Source organism: Massilia yuzhufengensis, assembly GCF_900112225.1.
GTDB classification, from domain to species: domain Bacteria; phylum Pseudomonadota; class Gammaproteobacteria; order Burkholderiales; family Burkholderiaceae_D; genus Telluria; species Telluria yuzhufengensis.
This window is the reverse complement of sequence record NZ_FOLD01000004.1, coordinates 216,433-235,858: the sequence shown is the minus strand read 5'-3', so window position 1 is coordinate 235,858 and position 19,426 is coordinate 216,433. Positions and strand designations below refer to the sequence as shown.

General features: G+C 66.1%; 16 protein-coding genes. 13 read left to right on the top strand and 3 right to left on the bottom strand.

Going from position 1 to position 19,426, the window contains the following annotated elements; translation table 11 throughout:
• Positions 1-2 precede the first annotated feature (2 nt).
• Positions 3-665 carry a PepSY-associated TM helix domain-containing protein gene (locus BM031_RS05835; RefSeq protein ID WP_091872320.1) on the bottom strand — a complete coding sequence of 221 codons (663 nt, stop codon included), beginning with the start codon at positions 663-665 and terminating at the stop codon, positions 3-5.
• Positions 666-939: 274 nt separating this feature from the next.
• Here BM031_RS05835 and BM031_RS05830 point away from each other — a divergent pair, with 274 nt between their 5' ends.
• The 6 genes from BM031_RS05830 to BM031_RS05805 all read left to right on the top strand — a co-directional run bounded on the left by BM031_RS05830 (position 940) and on the right by BM031_RS05805 (position 9,119).
• Positions 940-3,795: a 2-oxoglutarate dehydrogenase E1 component gene (locus BM031_RS05830; RefSeq protein WP_091872318.1), complete on the top strand. Its 2,856-nt coding sequence runs from the start codon at positions 940-942 to the stop codon at positions 3,793-3,795.
• A 71-nt stretch (positions 3,796-3,866) separates the two neighbouring features.
• Entirely contained in the window at positions 3,867-5,123 is a 1,257-nt protein-coding gene (gene odhB / locus BM031_RS05825; protein ID WP_091872315.1) for a 2-oxoglutarate dehydrogenase complex dihydrolipoyllysine-residue succinyltransferase, read from the top strand.
• A gap of 62 nt (positions 5,124-5,185) precedes the next feature.
• Positions 5,186-5,530 (top strand): PspC domain-containing protein, encoded by a 345-nt coding sequence (locus BM031_RS05820; protein WP_091872312.1) that lies wholly within the window; start codon positions 5,186-5,188, stop codon positions 5,528-5,530.
• 227 nt (positions 5,531-5,757) lie between these two features.
• Complete coding sequence (gene lpdA, locus BM031_RS05815; protein WP_091872309.1) at positions 5,758-7,188, top strand: dihydrolipoyl dehydrogenase; 1,431 nt, start codon at positions 5,758-5,760, stop codon at positions 7,186-7,188.
• Between the two features lie 137 nt (positions 7,189-7,325).
• Positions 7,326-8,423, top strand: a complete 1,098-nt coding sequence (gene zapE, locus BM031_RS05810; RefSeq protein ID WP_091872307.1) for a cell division protein ZapE — start codon at positions 7,326-7,328, stop codon at positions 8,421-8,423.
• Between the two features lie 15 nt (positions 8,424-8,438).
• Entirely contained in the window at positions 8,439-9,119 is a 681-nt protein-coding gene (locus BM031_RS05805; protein ID WP_091872304.1) for a hypothetical protein, read from the top strand.
• A 188-nt stretch (positions 9,120-9,307) separates the two neighbouring features.
• Here the strand turns inward: BM031_RS05805 and BM031_RS05800 are convergent, their stop codons facing one another.
• The gene (locus BM031_RS05800) at positions 9,308-10,099 is read right to left on the bottom strand and encodes a PP2C family protein-serine/threonine phosphatase (protein ID WP_091872302.1); all 792 of its coding nucleotides are present in this window, start codon (positions 10,097-10,099) and stop codon (positions 9,308-9,310) included.
• A gap of 194 nt (positions 10,100-10,293) precedes the next feature.
• Here BM031_RS05800 and BM031_RS05795 point away from each other — a divergent pair, with 194 nt between their 5' ends.
• On the top strand, positions 10,294-10,494 hold the full coding sequence (locus BM031_RS05795) for a YdcH family protein (protein ID WP_091872299.1): 201 nt from the start codon (positions 10,294-10,296) through the stop codon (positions 10,492-10,494).
• A 32-nt stretch (positions 10,495-10,526) separates the two neighbouring features.
• Positions 10,527-12,614, top strand: coding sequence for a DNA repair helicase YoaA (yoaA, locus tag BM031_RS05790; RefSeq protein WP_370660038.1), 2,088 nt, complete (start codon positions 10,527-10,529; stop codon positions 12,612-12,614).
• Positions 12,615-12,748: 134 nt separating this feature from the next.
• On the opposite strand, the gene BM031_RS05785 is transcribed toward yoaA, so the two are convergent.
• A complete protein-coding gene (locus tag BM031_RS05785) occupies positions 12,749-13,723 on the bottom strand; it encodes an NADPH:quinone oxidoreductase family protein (protein WP_091872293.1) in 975 nt (324 codons plus the stop codon).
• 180 nt (positions 13,724-13,903) lie between these two features.
• On the opposite strand from BM031_RS05785, the gene BM031_RS05780 reads away from it, so the two are divergent.
• The 5 genes from BM031_RS05780 (at position 13,904) to BM031_RS05760 (ending at position 19,421) form a co-directional block, all read left to right on the top strand.
• A complete protein-coding gene (locus BM031_RS05780; RefSeq protein ID WP_091872290.1) occupies positions 13,904-14,512 on the top strand; it encodes a toll/interleukin-1 receptor domain-containing protein in 609 nt (202 codons plus the stop codon).
• A gap of 7 nt (positions 14,513-14,519) precedes the next feature.
• On the top strand, positions 14,520-16,634 hold the full coding sequence (locus BM031_RS05775; RefSeq protein ID WP_091872288.1) for a tetratricopeptide repeat protein: 2,115 nt from the start codon (positions 14,520-14,522) through the stop codon (positions 16,632-16,634).
• An 84-nt stretch (positions 16,635-16,718) separates the two neighbouring features.
• Entirely contained in the window at positions 16,719-17,453 is a 735-nt protein-coding gene (surE, locus tag BM031_RS05770) for a 5'/3'-nucleotidase SurE (RefSeq protein WP_091872285.1), read from the top strand.
• A complete protein-coding gene (locus tag BM031_RS05765; protein WP_091872283.1) occupies positions 17,450-18,334 on the top strand; it encodes a protein-L-isoaspartate(D-aspartate) O-methyltransferase in 885 nt (294 codons plus the stop codon). The genes surE and BM031_RS05765 overlap by 4 nt, the downstream gene beginning before the upstream one ends.
• A 154-nt stretch (positions 18,335-18,488) precedes the next feature.
• Positions 18,489-19,421, top strand: coding sequence for a peptidoglycan DD-metalloendopeptidase family protein (locus tag BM031_RS05760; protein ID WP_091872280.1), 933 nt, complete (start codon positions 18,489-18,491; stop codon positions 19,419-19,421).
• Positions 19,422-19,426: the final 5 nt, after the last annotated feature.

Genomic DNA, 19,426 nt, shown 5'->3' with positions numbered 1-19,426 from the left:
AATCAATGCACGAAGAGCAGGGCGATCACCGCCGGCAGCACGATGCCGAAGCCGATCACCGGCCAGGTCGAGGGCCGGTTGGCCGCGTGGTATTTCATGATCAGGAAACCGGTAAGGCAGAACAGCACGCAGGCGATCGCGAAGATATCGATGAACCAGCTCCACACCACGCCCGTGTTGCGGCCCTTGTGCATGTCGTTGAGCCACGAGATCCAGCCGCGCGAGGTCGCTTCGTATTCGGCCGAGCCATCGGCCGCGATGCGCACCCAGGCGTCGCCGCCCGGGCGGGGCAGGGCGATGTAGGCGTCTTCCTCGCTCCACTCGGCGCGCTTGCCGCGCACGTCGACCGGGAAGGCGCCGTTGGTCCAGTCGGCCAGTTCGCTGGGCAGCGGTACTTCGGCGTCGGCGTGGCCTTCGGCATAGGCGGCGAGCTGGGCCCGCAGCGGCTCGGGCAGCTTGGCCTTCAGGCGCGTGACTTGCGGCTTGGCCTCGATGTCGGCGGCGTGGTTCAGGGTAAAACCGGTAAAGCTGAACAGGAGCATCGCCATCAGGCAGATGGCCGAACTGATCCAGTGCCAGGTGTGCAGCTGTTTCAGGTAGACGGCGCGGCGTGCGCCGGGAAGGGCGCTGGGGGCGGCAGTCGAGGAAGGTCCGGTTGAGCTCATCCTTAAATGATAACGATTATCATTTACGTGGTCAACCGCCTATTGTGTTCTTTACATACGGAAACAAATAAAAAAGGCGGCCGGGTCTGCCTTGACAGCAGGTCTGCGTTACAATATTGAGCGCTCATTGGCTGTAAGAGTCCGATGGTCCATAGAATTACGTCCTTCCCCACAACTTGAGTAGTAGTGCGATCCGCTAACCGGTCAGGCCGTGTCGCGGAAGGTTAACTAACCCGCCCAATAATTCGCGAAGCGCGAAGAAAGGTGAGCAAGAATGATGCAGCAACAGAATGCGAACTCGTACCTGTTTGGCGGTAATGCGCCTTACGTGGAAGAGTTATACGAAGCGTACCTGGACAATCCTGGCTCGGTCCCGGAAAACTGGCGCGCCTATTTCGACCAGATGCAGAACGTGCCAGCGGTCGACGGCTCCAACCGTCCCGACGTGGTGCACTCGTCGGTCGTCGCCTCGTTCGCCGAGCGCGCCAAGCAGGGCCCGATCCGCACCGTGGTCGCCTCGCCGGACGCAGAGCTCGGCCGCAAGCGCGTCGCCGTCACCCAGCTGATCGCCGCTTACCGCTACCTCGGCTCGCGCTGGGCCAACCTGGACCCGCTGCAGCGCCAGGAACGTCCGCCCCTGCCGGAACTCGACCCGAGCTTCTACGGCTTCACCGAGGCGGACCTGGACACCGTCTTCAACATCAGCAATACCTACTTCGGCAAGGAAACCGCGCCCCTGCGCGACATCCTGAACTGGCTGCGTGACACGTACTGCCGTTCGATCGGCGCCGAGTTCATGTACATCAGCGACCCGACCGAAAAGCGCTGGCTGCAGGAACGCCTGGAAGCCACCCGCTCGACCCCGGCCTTCTCGGCTGAAAAGAAAAAGCACATCCTCGAGCGCCTCACCGCGGCCGAAGGCCTGGAACGCTACCTCCACACCAAGTACGTCGGCGCCAAGCGCTTCTCGCTGGAGGGCGGCGAATCCTTCATCGCCTCGATGGACGAAGTGATCCAGCGCGCCGGTGAAAAAGGCGTGCAGGAGATCGTCATCGGCATGGCCCACCGCGGCCGCCTGAACGTGCTGGTCAACACCCTGGGCAAGTCGCCGGCCGACCTGTTCGAAGAATTCGAAGGCAAGCACGCCGACGACCTGCCATCGGGCGACGTCAAGTACCACCAGGGCTTCTCGAGCGATATCTCGACCCCGGGCGGCCCGGTCCACCTGTCGCTGGCCTTCAATCCATCGCACCTGGAAATCGTCAACCCGGTGGTCGAGGGTTCGGTCAAGGCGCGCATGGAACGCCGCGGCGACCGCAAGGGCAAGGAAGTGCTGCCGATCCTGGTGCACGGCGACGCCGCATTCGCCGGCCAGGGCGTGGTCATGGAAACCCTGAACCTGGCCCAGACCCGCGGCTACGGCACCGGCGGCACGGTCCACATCGTCATCAACAACCAGATCGGCTTCACCACGTCGGACCCGCGCGATGCGCGCTCGACGCTGTACTGCTCGGACGTCGTCAAGATGATCGAAGCACCGGTGCTGCACGTGAACGCCGATGACCCGGAAGCGGTCGTGCTGGCCTCGCAGATCGCGATGGACTACCGCACCGAGTTCGGCAAGGACGTGGTGGTGGACATCGTCTGCTACCGCAAACTGGGCCACAACGAGCAGGACACCCCGGCGCTGACCCAGCCGCTGATGTACAAGAAGATCGCCAAACACCCGGGCACCCGCAAGCTGTACGCGGAGAAGCTGGCCGCGCAGGGCACCATCGCCGCCGACGGCGGCGACCAGCTGGTCGCCCAGTTCCGCGATGCGATGGACGCCGGCAAGCACACGGTCGACCCGGTGCTGACCAACTTCAAGAACAAGTACGCCGTCGACTGGGCGCCGTTCCTGAACAAGAAGTGGACCGACGCCGCCGATACCGCCGTGCCGATGACCGAGCTGAAGCGCCTGGCCGAACGCATCACCAAGGTGCCGGAAGACTTCAAGCCGCACTCGCTGGTGGAAAAAGTCCTGAACGACCGCGCCAACATGGGCAAGGGCGAAGTCAACCTCGACTGGGGCATGGGCGAGCACCTCGCGTTCGCATCGCTCCTGTCGTCGGGTTATGCGATCCGCCTGTCGGGCCAGGACGCAGGGCGCGGCACCTTCGTGCACCGCCACGCCGTGCTGCACGACCAGAACCGCGAGCGCTGGGACCAGGGCATCTACCTGCCGCTGGCCAACGTCTCGGACAACCAGGCCAACTTCACCGTGATCGACTCGGTGCTGTCGGAAGAAGCGGTGCTGGCCTTCGAATACGGCTTCTCGACCGCCGAACCGAATACCCTCACCATCTGGGAAGCCCAGTTCGGCGACTTCGTCAACGGCGCGCAAGTGGTCATCGACCAGTTCATCGCCTCGGGCGAAGTGAAGTGGGGCCGCGCCTCGGGCCTGGTCATGATGCTCCCGCACGGCTATGAAGGCCAGGGTCCGGAACACTCGTCGGCCCGTATCGAGCGCTTCCTGCAGCTGTGCGCCGACAACAATATGCAAGTGGTGCAGCCGACCACGGCCGCCCAGATCTTCCACCTGCTGCGCCGCCAGATGGTGCGCCAGTTCCGCAAGCCGCTGGTGATCTTCACGCCGAAGTCGCTGCTGCGTAACAAGGATGCCGGCTCGCCGCTGCTTGAGCTGTCCAAGGGCGGTTTCCAGACCGTGATCGGCGAAGTGGACGAGAAGATCGACGCGTCGAAGGTCAAGCGCGTGCTGGTCTGCTCGGGCAAGGTTTATTATGACCTGGCCAATGCACGCAAGACCCGTGGCACTACCGATACGGCGATCGTGCGCATGGAGCAGATGTATCCGTTCCCGCACAAGTCGTTCGCCGCCGAACTGAAAAAATTCAGCAACGCGACTGAGGTGGTGTGGGTGCAGGACGAGCCGCAGAACCAGGGTCCGTGGTTCCAGATCCAGCACAACATCTTCGAAAGCCTCGAAGATGGCCAGCGCCTGGCCTATGCCGGTCGCCCGGCGTCGGCGTCCCCGGCGGTCGGCTATGCCGACAAGCACGTGGCGCAACAGAAGGAGCTGCTGGAAACCGCGTTCTCGAAGCTCAAAGGTTTCATCCTGACCAAGTAATGCATACCACTGCCCCCGGCCTCGGCCGGGGGCGTTTGCACAGAATAAATACACATCGGAGTTTATAAAAAATGGCACAAATCGAAGTCAAGGTCCCCGTCCTGTCGGAATCGGTTGCTGAAGCAACCCTGCTGTCCTGGCACAAGAAAGTCGGCGAGCCGGTTGCGCGCGACGAAAACATGATCGACATCGAAACCGACAAGGTGGTCCTTGAGCTGCCGGCGCCAGGCGCGGGCGTGATCGTGCAACTGCTCAAAGCCGACGGCGCGACCGTCGTCGCCGGCGAAGTCATCGCCATCATCGACACCGAAGCCTCGGCCCAGACCAGCCCGCTGGAAGTGAAGGCGATTCCTTCGGCTGCACCGAACGCACCGATCGAAACCCCTGCCGCTGCTCCTGCAGCCGCCGGTTCGAAATCGGGCGTGGCGATGCCTGCCGCCGCCAAGATCCTGGCTGACAACAACATGAACGCTGCCGGCATCGACGGCTCGGGCCGCGATGGCCGCGTGACCAAGGGCGACGCCCTGGCCGCAGTCGCCGGCAAGCCAGCCGCCGCCGCGCCAGCGCCTGCTGCCGCCGCCAAGCCAGCGCTGCAACAGGTGGCCGCACCGGTCGCCAACCTGGGCGACCGTCCGGAAGAGCGCGTGCCGATGAGCCGCCTGCGCGCCCGTATCGCCGAGCGCCTGCTGCAATCGCAGTCGACCAACGCCATCCTGACCACTTTCAACGAAGTCAACATGGCGCCGGTCATGGAACTGCGCGCCAAGTACAAGGACAAGTTCGAGAAAGAACACGGCGTCAAGCTGGGCTTCATGTCCTTCTTCGTCAAGGCCGCTGTCGCCGCGCTGAAGAAGTACCCGATCATCAATGCATCGGTCGACGGCAACGACATCGTCTACCACGGCTACTTCGACATCGGTATCGCTGTCGGTTCGCCACGCGGCCTGGTGGTGCCAATCCTGCGCAACGCCGACCAGATGTCGATCGCCGAGATCGAAAAGAAAATCGGTGAATTCGGCCAGAAAGCCAAGGACGGCAAGCTGACCCTGGAAGACCTGTCGGGCGGTACATTCTCGATCTCGAACGGCGGCACCTTCGGCTCGATGCTCTCGACCCCGATCATCAACCCGCCACAGTCGGCAATCCTGGGCGTGCACGCGACCAAGGACCGCGCCGTCGTCGAAAACGGCCAGATCGTGATCCGTCCGATGAACTACCTGGCGATGTCGTACGACCACCGCATCATCGACGGCCGCGAAGCCGTGCTGGGCCTGGTCGCCATGAAGGACGCGCTGGAAGATCCGGCCCGCCTGCTGCTCGACCTGTAATTTCACAACCCGCAGGGCGCGCCGCCTGTCGCGCCGTGCAGTCAAGTTTGAAGGAGTAAGGCATGAACCTGTCGGACGAAATCAAGCGGCTGCACGAGCTGCACCAGGCCGGCGCGCTGAGCGACGTCGAATTCGAGATGGCCAAGGCCAGGGTGCTGTCTTCCGCCAACGTGGCGGGCCCCGGCGTGAACCTGAACAAGGGCAGCGGCGACAACATTGCCAACAGCATCCAGAACCTGCGCCGCTCGCGCACCGACCGCTGGCTGGGCGGCGTCTGCGGCGGCCTGGCGCCGGCCACCGGGGTTGAATCCTGGGTCTGGCGGCTGATGTTCGCGCTGTTCGCCATCTGCTTCGGATTCGGCTTCCTCGTGTACCTGCTGTTGTGGATTTTTGTTCCCGAAGAATAAAACTGTTCGGTCCAGCGACAAGATTTTGAACCACCGCCCGCAAAACCGTCGTACGCGCCACTGGCGCCTACGACTTCCGGCGAAGGCCGGAACCCAATTTCGTCGAGCAGCCCTGGCGTGACGCGCTCGCGGCCTGCGTGGAAAATTGGGTCCCGGCCTGCGCCGGGACGACGGTTCATCCTGTGGTGGTCAATGGATACGGATCGATCCAAACAAGGAATTAACAAATGAGTGACAAACAATTTGACGTCGTCGTGATCGGCGGCGGTCCTGGCGGTTATATCGCCGCTATCCGTGCAGCGCAGCTGGGCTTCAAGGTCGCCTGCGTGGACGAGTGGAGCAACGCCGCAGGCAAGCCTGCACCGGGCGGCACCTGCACCAACGTGGGTTGCATCCCATCGAAGGCGCTGCTGCAGTCCTCCGAGCATTTCGAGCACGCCGGCCACGCCTTCGCCGACCACGGCATCAAGGTGTCGGGCCTGGAGCTCGACCTGGGCACCATGCTCAAGCGTAAGGACACCATCGTCAAGCAGAACAACGACGGCATCCTGTTCCTGTTCAAGAAGAACAAGGTCAGCTTCTTCCACGGCCGCGGCGCCTTCGCCGGCACCGCGGAAGGCGGCTACACCATCAACGTCAGTGGCCCGACCACCGACACGCTCACCGCCAGGAACGTGGTCATCGCGACCGGTTCGAACGCGCGCCAGCTGCCGGGTGCGGAATTCGACGAGAAGCTGATCCTGTCGAACGCCGGTGCACTGGCGATCGAAGCCGTCCCTGGCAAGCTGGGCGTGATCGGCGCCGGCGTCATCGGCCTGGAAATGGGTTCGGTGTGGCGCCGCGTCGGCGCCGACGTTACGGTGCTCGAAGGCCTGCCGACCTTCCTGGGCGCGGTCGACGAGCAGATCGCCAAGGAAACGCACAAGCTGTTCACCAAGCAGGGCCTCAAGATCAACCTGGGCTGCAAGATCGGTGCGATCACCAAGGGCGAGAACAGCGTGTCCGTCGCTTATGCCGACAGCACTGGCGCCGAGCAGACCGCGACCTTTGACCGCCTGATCATCTCGATCGGCCGCGTGCCGAACACCATCGGCCTGAATGGCGAAGCGGTCGGCCTGCAACTGGACGAACGCGGCTTCGTGGTCGTCGACGACGAATGCCGCACCAGCCTGCCGGGCGTGTGGGCGGTGGGCGACGTCGTGCGCGGCCCGATGCTGGCGCACAAGGCCGAAGAAGAGGGCGTCGCGGTTGCCGAGCGCATCGCCGGCCAGCACGGCCACGTCAACTTCAACACGATTCCATGGGTGATCTACACTTCGCCGGAAATCGCGTGGGTCGGCAAGACCGAGCAGCAGCTCAAGGCCGAAGGCGTGGCCTACAAGGCCGGCACCTTCCCATTCATGGCCAACGGCCGTGCGCGCGCGCTGGGCGATACCTCGGGCATGGTGAAATTCCTGGCCGATGCCACGACCGATGAAATCCTGGGCGTGCACATCGTCGGCCCGGTCGCATCGGAACTGATCTCGGAAGCCGTCGTGGCGATGGAATTCAAGGCCTCGTCGGAAGACATCGCCCGCATCTGCCACGCGCACCCGTCGCTGTCGGAAGCCGTGAAGGAAGCGGCGCTGGCGGTGGACAAGCGTTCGCTGAACTTCTAAAGCAGTACCTGTAGGGTGGGCGGCTCTGCCGTCCGCGCGTTCAACTCCCGGATGAATGGCCACGGAGCGGGCCGGGATGCGTGGCTTGAACGCGCGGGCGGGAGACCCGCCCACCCTACGTTAACAGCGTCAACAATATGAATGTCCAAGAGTACTATCAACACGCGCTGACCGAGCGCGGCTTCACGTCCGACCCGGCCCAGCAGGCCGCCGTGGACCGCCTGCAGCAGGCGTACGACGACTGGGTCCAGTACAAGGCCCAGCGGTCGTCCGCTTTCAAGCGCCTCATCAACCGACCGGACGTCCCGAAGGGCGTGTACATGTGGGGCGGGGTAGGGCGCGGCAAGTCCTTCCTGATGGACTCCTTCTATTCGGTGGTGCCGGTGGTGCGCAAGACGCGCCTGCACTTCCATGAATTCATGCGCGCCGTGCACGGTCAGCTGGACGAGCTCAAGGGCGTGGCCGACCCGCTCGACGAAGTGGCCAAGCGCATCGCCAAGAAGTACCGCCTGATCTGCTTCGACGAATTCCACGTCTCCGACATCGCCGACGCGATGATCCTGTATAACCTGCTGTCGGCGCTGTTCAACAACGGCGTGAGCTTCGTGATGACCTCGAACTACGAGCCGTCCACGCTGTACCCGGACGGCCTGCACCGCGACCGCATGCTGCCGACCATCGCGCTGCTCAAGGACAAGCTCGACGTGCTCAACGTCGATGCCGGCAACGACTACCGCAAGCGCGCGATGGAACAGGTGCAGGCCTATTACACGCCGCTCAACGCGGCATCGGACCAGCAGCTGCGCGACGCCTACGCCAAGGTGGCCGATACCGCCGACGAACACCCGATCGTCCACATCGAGAACCGCGAGATCCGCGCGCTGCGCCGCGCTGGCGGCGTGATCTGGTTCGACTTCGCCACCCTGTGCGGCGGGCCGCGCTCGCAGAACGACTACCTGGAACTGGCCGAGCGCTTTCACACGGTGGTCCTGTCGAGCATCCCGGCGATGTCGGCCGGCCAGTCTTCGGAAGCGCGCCGCTTCACCTGGCTGATCGACGTGTTCTACGACCACAAGGTCAAGCTGATCATGTCGGCAGCGGTGGAGCCGGAAGAGCTCTACACGCAAGGCATGCTGGCGAACGAATTCCACCGTACCGTCTCGCGTATCATTGAAATGCAGTCGCGCGAGTACATGCTCGCCGAGCGCCGCGGCGCCGCCGACGCCATCGCCTGAACCCGAAAGGACACCATGACGAGTCACACAGTTTTGCGCAGCATCGCGGCGGGCCTTGCGGCCCTGGTCCTGGGCGCGTGTTCGACGGTAGAGCAGGGACCGACCGTGGCGGCGATCGACCCGGTGACCTCAAGCGAGCAGGCCGACGCCCGCCTGGTCGCCGTGGCCGCCGAGCGCGCCGCCATCGAAGCGCGCTTCGCCGAGCGCGAGGCGGTCTGCTACGACAAATTCCTGGTCAATAACTGCCTCGATGAAGCGCAGGAACGCCGCCGCACCGCGCTGGCCGCCCAGCGCAACATCGAAATCGAAGCCGAGCGCTTCAAGCGCCGCGTGAAGGTCGAAGAGCGCGACCGCGACATCGCCGCGGCCGAGGCCCAGTACAAGGCTGAAGAAGCCGCGCTGGCCGGCCAGCCCGCGGTGGCCCCGAAAGAAGCCACGGCCCTGCCGCCAGCCAAGCCCTCGCCAGCCGCCTCGCGCATGGCGCGCCGCAACGCCAAGGCCCAGGAAGAAGCCGCGCGTGCACCGCAGGAGGCGGCCAAGGCCGCAGCCAATGCAGCGGCGTTCGAAGAGCGCAAGCGCAAGGCGGAGCAGAAGCAGAAGGACGTGGCGCAGCGCGTCGCGGAACGCGAGGCGAAGGCTGCGCGCAAGAAGGCGGATGCAGAGAAGGCGAAAGCGGCCGTGCCGGCCGGGAAGTGAAGCAGGGCGGTTTCGCGGCGCCTGCAACTGACCACCGCACGTTGAGTCGTCGTCCCGGCGCAGGCCGGGACCCAAGTCCTTCGCGTAGCACCTACGCTCCTTTTTATCGGTACGCGAGCAAAATGAGGTTCCGGCCTTCGCCGGAACGACGGATCGAGGGGTAGTGGGAACAGGGGGCGTTAGGGTGCTCAAACAATCCGTCCCACCCTCCCCATCCCCTCCTGCGCCGCCTTCACCAGCTTCACGATTGCCATCGTGCAATTCCCACCCTTGCCCTGCGAGCGCTCCCCCGCCTTGCTGATCAGCATTTCCGACGCCTGCCGGGGCGTGGCCTTGGCCATCACGGCCGCCAGCTCCGCATCGGTAAAGAAATGCCACAGCCCATCGGTCGCCAGAAGAAAACTGTCCCCTGGCGCCAGCCCCGCATGGCTGTCGATGGTGACGAACGGATCCTTGCGGCTATTGCCCAGCACGTTGAGCAGCAGTTTCGACTTGCGGTGGTTCCTGGCCGCGTCTTCCGGCAGCTTGTCGCTGGCCACCAGGTGGTCGATATAGGCGGTGTCGTTCGTGCGCGCCACGCATTTGCCGTCCTGGAAGCGGTACAGCCGCGAATCGCCCACGTGCCCCCACACCGCCTCGCCATGCGGCGTCAATACCAGCCCCACGAAGCTGGCATGCGCCTCGACCTGGGTGGTGACGGCGTTCATCTTCATGACCAGGTGGGTTTCGCCCACGATCTCGCGCAGCAGCTGGCCGAGGCGTTCGAGGCTCGGGTGGTCGCCGGGCTTGAATTCGTCGAATACCTGGCGCGCCGTGTGCAGCACCTGGTCCGAGCCGGACGAGCCGGCCAGGCCGTCGGACAGCACGGCCAGCACGTAGCCGGGCGCGCGCGCGCCGGTGAGCAGGGCAACGCGGTCGTTCTGCTGGGGGCGGTTGCCGATGTGTTGCGCGGTGCCTGCTTCGATCTTGTATGTTGTCATAAACCTTGGATTCCTTAGCGCTCGCGCCAATCTTTGTTGGCGGCAACCTCAGCGTAGATTAAACTATGCACTGAGAAGCCTCCGTGTTGCAAGCCGAACACACACCGACGGGGCTCCGCACCGCCCGAGGCCGGTGCGACCCGGCGCGCGACGCCACCTTTCCCGCAAAAACAGAACTGTTTGGAACAGCAATCATGACCGACGTCCAGGACATCCAGCGCCGCATCATTGAACTCGACGTCGAGCACCGCGACCTCGACGCCGTCATTTCGATGCTGACCGCGGACGGCCATGCCGACCAGCTCCAGCTGCGCCGTTTGAAAAAGCGTAAGCTGCAGCTCAAGGATCATATTACGCTGCTGAAGATGCAGCTGGTGCCCGATATTCCGGCCTAGACTTAACCAAGAGCTTTAGAGAAACACGCATTTTGACCGACCACCTTCCCGCTTCCGTCCTCGTCACCGCCGATCCGGTCGACCCGGCAACCCCGTCCGCGCCTGGCGACGTGCTGCCGGCCGCCGTCCGTCCGGCTGGTAAATACGACGACGAACTCGACCGCCTGTTCGGTCCGGGAGGCCCGCTCGCGCCCGCCGTCGGCACCTTCAAGCCGCGCCAGTCGCAGACCGAGATGGCCAAGGCGGTCGCCCACTCGATCTCCGAACAAAAGGTGCTGATGGCCGAAGCCGGCACCGGCACCGGCAAGACCTTCGCCTACCTGGTTCCAGCGCTACTGTGGGGCGGCAAGACCATCATCTCCACCGGTACCAAGAACCTGCAGGACCAGCTGTTCCTGCGCGACATCCCGACCATCCGCGCCGCCTTGCGCGCGCCGGTCTCGGTGGCGCTGCTCAAGGGCCGCTCGAACTACGTCTGCCATTTCCACCTCGAGCGTACCCTGAACAACGGCCGCCTGACTTCGCGCGACGACGTCGGCCACCTGCGCGAAATCTCGCGCTTCATCAAGATGACCAGCTCCGGCGACAAGGCCGAACTGGCCAAGGTGCCGGAAACCGCCACCGTGTGGAACCTGGTCACGTCCACCCGCGACACCTGCATGGGCGCCGAGTGCCAGTACTACCAGGACTGCTTCGTCATGAAGGCGCGCCGCGAAGCGCAGCAGGCCGACGTGGTCGTGGTCAACCACCACCTGTTCTTCGCCGACGTGGCGCTGAAAGACACCGGCGTGGCCGAGCTGCTGCCGTCGGCCAACACCATCATCTTCGACGAGGCGCACCAGCTGCCCGATACCGCCACGCTGTTCTTCGGCCAGTCGATTTCGACCTCGCAGGTGCTGGAGCTGTGCCGCGACGTGCTGGCCGAAGGCCTGGCGCATGCGCGCGGGCCGGATTGGGGCAAGGTCGTCAGCGTGGTCGAGAAGGCCGCGCGCGACCTGCGCCTGACCTTCCCGGAAGGCGGCACCCGCCTGTCGCTGCCGCAGATCCTGCCGACCTCCGCCTTCTTCCCGGCGCTGGACAAGCTCAAGGAAGAGCTGGCCGGCATGATCGTCGTGCTCGAGGAGCACGCCGCCCGCGCCGAAACCGTCGAGGCGGTCCGCGTGCGCGCCAAGGAAATCGCCGCCTCGTTCGACGCCTGGAAGGCCGACCCCAAGAAAGGCAAGGTGGTCGAAGGCGACCAGGCCGTGCTGTGGGTGGAGGCGTTCTCGTCCTCCCTGCAACTGCACAAGACCCCGCTGTCGATCGCCCCGATTTTCTCGAACCAGCGCGAAGGCGTGCCGCGCAGCTGGATCTTCACGTCGGCCACGCTGGCCGTGAAGAACGACTTCAAGCACTTCTCCGAACAAATGGGCCTGACCGGCGAGCCGGCCATGACCTGGCCGAGCCCGTTCAACTACGGCGAGCAAGGCCTCCTGTACGTGCCGACCGGCCTGCCGGAACCGAACTCGATGCACTACACCGACGCCGTGGTCGACACCGCGCTGCCGGTCATCGAAGCCGCCGGCGGCCGCACCTTCTTCCTGTGCACGACGATTCGCGCCGTGAACAAGGTCGCCGAACGCCTGCGCCAGGAATTCGCCGACCGCGGCCTGGACTTCCCCCTGTTCGTCCAGGGCGAGCGCGGCCGCACCGAGCTGCTCGACTCCTTCCGCAACGCCGGCAACGCCGTGCTGGTGGGCAGCCAGAGCTTCTGGGAAGGGGTGGACGTGCGCGGCGAGGCGCTGTCGCTGGTCATCATCGACAAGCTGCCGTTTGCTCCGCCCGACGACCCGGTCCTGGCCGCGCGCATCGAGGTGATGGAAAAGCAGGGCATGAACGGCTTCATGCACCACCAGCTGCCGGAGGCGATCATCACGCTCAAGCAGGGGGCGGGGCGTTTGATTCGCGACGTGGATGACCGGGGCGTGCTGATGATCTGCGACCCGCGCCTGATCACCAAGCCCTACGGCCGCCGCATCTGGCAAAGCCTGCCGCCATTCAAGCGCACGCGGGTGCAGGCCGATGTGATCGAGTTCTTCAAGCCGGGGACAAATGCGGATGCGGCGGATTTGAACGCCTGACGGACACAATCCCGGTCGGCGAACTGGTTCGCAGACCGCTAGCGCCTATGGTCATTGTTTGCATAAGCACGTCGTCCCGGCCTTCGCCGGGACGACGGTCTTGGGGTTAGCGATACAACCTACTGACGGGCCAATCAAGGGACGATGACAACCTTCCCCGTCACCTTCCTCGCCGCCATATCATTCAATGCCCGCGCCGTCTCCCCCAACGCATACCGCGCCGACACCAGCGGCTTGAGCTTCCCCTCCGCCATCCACCCCAGCATCTGCTGCATCGCCGCCAAGTTCGCTTTCGGTTCGCGCCGTACGAAATCCCCCCAGAACACGCCCACCACCGACGCGCCTTTCAGCAGCATCAAATTCCAGGGCAGCTTCGGAATCTCCCCTGCCGCAAAGCCCACCACCAGGTGCCGTCCGCGCCACGCGATCGAGCGCATGGCCGGTTCGCTGTACTTGCCGCCCACCGGATCGTAGATCACGTCCGGCCCGCGTCCGCCGGTGGCCGCCTTGAGCGCCTCGCGCAGGTCCTCGGTCTCATAATTGATCAGCACGTCCGCCCCATGCGCGCGGCAGATCGCCAGCTTGTCGTCGCTCGACGCCGCCGCGATCACGCGCGCGCCGAGCGCCTTGCCGATCTCGATGGCGGCCAGCCCGACGCCGCCCGCGGCGCCCAGCACCAGCATCGTCTCGCCGGCTTGCAAGGCGCCACGGTCCACCACCGCGTGGTGCGAGGTGCCGTAGGTGAGGGTGATGGCGGCGGCGGTGTCGAAGTTCATTCCGGGCGGCATCGGCATCAATGCGGCCACCGGCGCGATGGCCTGCTCGGCGAAGGCGCCGGTGCGGGTGAAGCCGATCACCTGCTGGCCGACCGTGAAGCCGGTCACGCCCTCGCCAAGCGCACGCACGGTGCCGGCGAATTCGTTCCCCGGCGTGAACGGCAGTTCCGGACGCACCTGGTACTTGCCCTGCACCGTCAGCACGTCCGGGAAATTCACGCCGGCCGCTTTCACATCGACCACCACCTCGCCCGCGGCGGGCACGAGGTCGGGCAGGTCCTCGATCAGGAGGCTGTCGATCGGGCCCCAGTCCTTGCATCGTACGGCTTTCATGTGCTGCTCCTTCTTGTTCGTTTTCACGGTTCATTAATCGGCGGAATTATGCCTGAAGACCATTTACTACTCGTGCAGCCGAGTCCGCTTGCACGCTTGTGCGCCCGCAAAGTGGACGAGGTCGGCAGCGCTAGAGTCGAGATACTACGCTGCTGAGCAAATTGGAATGGAGGGCAGGCAATGTCTATCCGTTACGGGTGTTTCTTCAGCTACGCACACGGCCGGCACGAGCTGATGAAACGGTTCAAGACTGCCCTGGCCGATGCGCTGCGCTGCTACCTCGAGCCTTACTTCGACAACGAAGACGAGCTGTTCATCGATACCGAGCAGCTCGGCGGCGGCGATGACCTGGACCGCAAGATCGCGCGCGCCATGTGCGAGAGCGTCTGCATGATCCTGATCTACACGCCCAAGTACGAAGCGCATGCCTACACGCGACGCGAGTACGCGGCGATGCGCCTGCTGGAGGCCGAGCGCGCGGCCTGGTATGCCTTGCCGAGCCGCCTGATCATCCCGGTGATCATGACGCGCCACCCCGATTCGCTGCCGCCGCAGATCGCCGAGAGCAGCTTCTACGTCGACTTCTCCCACTTCACGATGGCGACGGCCGACCTCAAGTCGAACCCCGACTTCCTGCCCGACATCGACAAGATGGTCAAGCGCATCGCCACCCACTACCAGTACCAAATAAAGCATACGCCACCGGGCCACGACTGCAACCAATTCGTCCTTCCCGATGTCCCACCAGAATGGCGCGAACTGCCGGAACCGACCTTCCCAAGAGAATGAGGGGCACATGACTAACAAGCACGTCACACCGTTACCGCTGGAGACTCCCGGCGCAGTCACCACGTTCTATGCCTACGAGGGCGGGCCGGCGCGCAACGCGCTGCTGGTGGCGATGGCCCTGCAGCTGGCGGGCGACGCGGCCCAGGCGCCGGTCCTCATCATCGACTGGGACCTCGAATCTCCCTCCCTGCATGCGTACACCGACTACCAGGACGGCGCCGATACCGGCGATGCGCCCGCCCTCGCGCCCGGGCTGGTGGAATACTTCAGCGCCCTGCGCGACGAACTGCGGCGCCAGTGCGCCACCCGCAGCGACGATGCCGAGGCCCTGGCCGACGCCGCGCTCGACGCCGTCGACTGGCGCGAGCACGTGCAGCGGGCCGACGGCCGCCGCCCTCTCTACCTGATGCGCGCCGGCCGTTTCGACGACAGCTACGCGGCGCGCGCCGGGCGCCTCGACTGGCATGCGCTGTTCGATGCCTGCCCTGCGCTGCCGCGCCGCTTCGCCGCCCGCATGGCGCGCCACTTCCGGCACGTGCTGGTGGCCTGCCGCGCCGGAAGGTCGCCCGCCGTCAGCGTCTGCACCACGCTCGTCCCCGACCGCATCGTCGGCCTGTTCACGCCGGCGCCGGGCAGCCTCGACGGCCTCGAAGGCGTCGTCCAGCGCGCCATCGACTACCGCTGCACGCACGAAGACGAGCAGCGCCCGCTGCTGCTGTATCCGGTCGCGTGCGCCGCCGACGGCGCGCGCAGCGACCCCGGCCAGCGCTGGCGGCGCGGCGACAGCGCGCAAGGGAAGATGGGCTACCAGGCGCGCCTCGAGGCCCTGCTGCGCGACGCCTACGGCATGGGCCGGCTGCGCCTGGACAGCTGGTTCGACGAGCTGCAGCTGCCGCTGTCCGAGGCCCTCGCCATCGCCGGTCCCGGCGCCGACCGGCGGGCGCTGGCGCGGCCCGCCGCCTGCCTGCTGTCCTGGTTCACGCAAGGCAGCTTCCCCTGGCACTCGCTGGCGGAGATCAAGCTGCGCAGGGCCGTCGCACGCGCCCGCGCGGACGCCGCAAGCGGCGCGCCCGCCGCGGCCGGCCTGGCGGCCAGCCTGGAACGGCTGGGAGTGCTGTGCCAGCACGAAGGCCGCAGCGGCGAGGCGGGCGAGCTGCTCGATGAAAGCCTGGCGCTGCGCCGCGCCGCGCTGGGCGAAGACCACCACGAGTCGCGCGCCGGCCTGCGCGCGCTGGCCGGGCTGCATGCGGCCAGCGGACGCCTGCTCGACGCGCGCCATGGCTACGAGCTGCTAATCCAGGGCTGCGCGCGCAGCGCCGGCGCCGAGCATCCCGAGACGCTGGCGGCGCGCTCGCGCCTGGCCTGCGTGCTGGGCCGGCTGGGCGAGGGCGAGCGCGCGCTGGCGCTGCACGAACAGGTGGTCGCCGCCTGCGAGCGCCTGTGGGGCGAGGCCGGTGCGGCCACCCTCGACAGCCTGGAAGCCCTGGCCGTGACCCTGGGCGGGCAGAGCGAATTCGACCGCGCGCGCATCGTCTACGAACGCGTGCTCGATGGCCGCCGCCGGCAGCAGGGGACCGAGCACGAGGACACGCTGCGCTGCGCCCAGCGCCTGGCCCAGGTGCTGGGCGAGACGGGCGACCTTGGCAACGCGCGCCGGCTGCTCGAAGCCGTACTGCGCGCCCGCGAGCGCCATGACGGCCTCGATGCGGCGTCCACCCAACAAGTGCGCGAGGCGCTGGCCGACATCCTCGACGCCCAGGGCGATATTGCCGCGGTGCGCCGGATCCAGGAAGCACGCGCGTGGACCCGCGAACGCCACCACCCGCCGGAGCAACAGCCGCGCGAGTCCCTGGTTCCGCCGGCCGCCGACGCCCTGCAGCACCAGCTGGCGCAGCTGCAGGACCTGATCGACCGCCGCAGCCCGGTCGAGGCGCGCGCGCTGGCCGACCGGCTGCGCCACGCGGTCCTGCGGCGCGGTGTGGCGCATCCGCTACGCAAGCGCGGCCGCAAAATGATCGAGCAGGTCTACCTGCAGGATGGCGACAAGGACGCGGTGCTGGCCTTCAAGGAAGACCTGCTCTCGTCGCTGGAGGGCGCGCTGGGACAGGGCGGGGCGCGCTGAGCGGCCGCAGGAATATCGCCGTCCGGAAACAAATTAGCGCCAAGGACGAACGATCTGGGCGTTGCTTCAGGTAAAATCGCAGACATGCGAATCCTTATCAGTAACGACGATGGCTACCTCGCGCCTGGTATCAGCGCGCTGGCCGACGCCTTGTCCGCGATCGCGGACATCGTGGTGTTTGCGCCCGACAGCAACCGCTCGGGCGCGTCGAATTCGTTGACGCTGGACCGGCCGCTGTCGGTCCAGAAAGCTGCTAATGGTTTTCATTTTGTCAATGGCACCCCCACCGACTGCGTCCACATCGCCCTGGCCGCGATGGCCGATGCGCTGCCCGACCTGGTCGTTTCCGGCATCAACAACGGCCAGAACATGGGCGACGATACCCTGTATTCCGGCACTGTCGCCGCCGCCACCGAAGCCTATTTGTTCGGCATCCCGGCGATCGCCTTCTCGCAGGTGCAGTCGGGCTGGGCCCATGTGGATTCCGCGGCGCGGGTGGCGCGCGACATCGTCGAGCGCCGCTTCGACAAGCTGGAATTGCCTTTCCTGTTCAATGTGAACATCCCGAACCTGCCCTACGACCAGATCGGCCCGCTCACGCCGTCGCGCCTCGGCCGCCGCCACCAGGCCGAGCCGGTGATCCGGGCGCAAGACCCGCGCGGCCGCGACATCTACTGGATCGGCGCGCCCGGCGCCTGCCGCGATGCGGGCGAGGGCACCGATTTCCACGCCACGGCGCAAGGCTGCGTCTCGATCACGCCGCTGCAGGTGGACCTGACCCACCGCGGCCAGCTGGACCTGCTGCGGGGGATCGTATGAGCGACCGCCGCAGCACCTTCCCGCTGCCGCTGTCCTCGGTCACCGGCGGCGTCGAACGCAGGCAGGCCACGCCGGCGCCGGTGGCCACCCCGCAAACCGCGACCCGCAACGCCGCCCATACCGCCGTCAAGGGCGGCGCCGCCCTGCAGCCGCAGGCGCCGCTGCCGTCGCCGCGTGCGCCGGGCTATGCCCAGAGCCACACCCCGAGCGCGCCGAGCGTGCAGCGCTCCGACATGATGGCCTCGGAAGCGGTGCGCCGCGCCATGGTGGCGCGGGTAGCGCGCCAGGGCGTCAAGGACGGCGTGGTGCTGGGCGCGATGGAAGCGGTGCCGCGCCACCTGTTCATCGAACCGGCGCTGTCGGCCCAGGCGTATATCGACGCCTCGCTCCCCATCGGGCACAACCAGACGATTTCGCAGCCCTACATCGTGGCGCGCATGATCGAGGCCATGAAAGCCTCGATCCCGGCCGGCGGCCAGCTTGGCCGGGTGCTCGAGATCGGCACCGGCTGCGGCTACCAGGCCGCGGTGCTGTCGTTTGTCGCGCGCGAGGTCTACTCCATCGAGCGCATCAAGCCGCTGCACGAGCTTGCGAAGAACAACCTGCGGCCCCTGCGGATTTCGAACCTGCGCTTGCAATACGGCGATGGTATGCTAGGCTTGCCGCAGGTTGCACCCTTCGACGGCATCATCCTGGCCGCCGCGGGCCTCGAAGTGCCGCGGGCCCTGCTCGAACAGCTGGCCATCGGCGCGCACCTGGTGGCCCCCGTTGGCGCCCAGGTCCAGCACCTGCAACGCATTACCCGCACCGGCAAAAGCGAATGGGCCAGCGAGACGCTGGAAGCATGCCATTTCGTGCCGCTGCGTCCCGGCACGGTCTAGCCGGACCTGCCTTTCGAACTGCCGGGTCAACCCGTCCGGCCCCGCCGGCGTTGAATGAGCTGGCACAGCCGTCCTGCGACGCCTGCCGGCCCGATTCGTCCTGCGCCTCGTGCGGACGACGGGCCCAAGAACATGAACAGAAAATAGAAAGACAATGAAACAAGCACCCCGATTAGCACTGCTCACCCTCGCCCTCGGCCTGCTGGCCGGTTGTAGCTCATTCACCCGCCAGGCGCCGGTCGTCGAACGCACCGCGCCTTCCCAGGCGGAGCGTCCCCGCCCGACCCCGGCCCCGGCCCGGGCCGACGACAACAAACCCGATGAAAAAGGCATGTACACCGTGCGCCGCGGCGACACCCTGCTGCGCATCGCGCTCGACCACGGCCAGAACTACCGCGACATCGTGGCCTGGAACAACCTCGCCGACCCGGACGACATCAAGGTCGGCCAGACCCTGCGCATCGCCGCCCTGGAGCGTGGCGAGCGCACCGCCGGCATGCAGACCCAGCCGGTCCCGGTGCCGCCGCCCGCCGCCGTGCCGCGCAAGACCGCGCCGCGCGCCGACAAGCAGCCGTACAGCGAAACCAACGTCGCCAACGCCCAGAAGGAAGCCGGTTCACGCACCGAGCCAGCCGCGCCCGTCGTGGTCGCTGCCCCGCCGGCCCCGGCGCCGGCCCCGGCTATCGCTGCCGGCAGCACCGTCACCGCCAACGACGACGACAAGCTGAGCTGGATGTGGCCATCGGACGGCCGCATCGTCGCCACCTTCGACGAGGGCCGCAACAAGGGCATCGATATCGCAGGCAAGCCGGGCCAGCAAGTGGTGGCGGCAGGTTCCGGCAAGGTAATGTACGCGGGGAGTGGAATCCGCGGTTATGGTAATCTCGTTATCGTCAAGCACAACAACAGCCTGTTGTCGGCCTACGCACACAACCGCAAGATCCTGGTCAAGGAAGGTGAGAACGTCACCAAGGGCCAGGCCATCGCGGAAATGGGTGATTCGGACGCCGACTCGGTCAAGTTGCATTTCGAGATACGCCAACAGGGCAAACCCGTCGACCCGTCGAGGTTCCTGCCCGGCCGTTAGGAAGG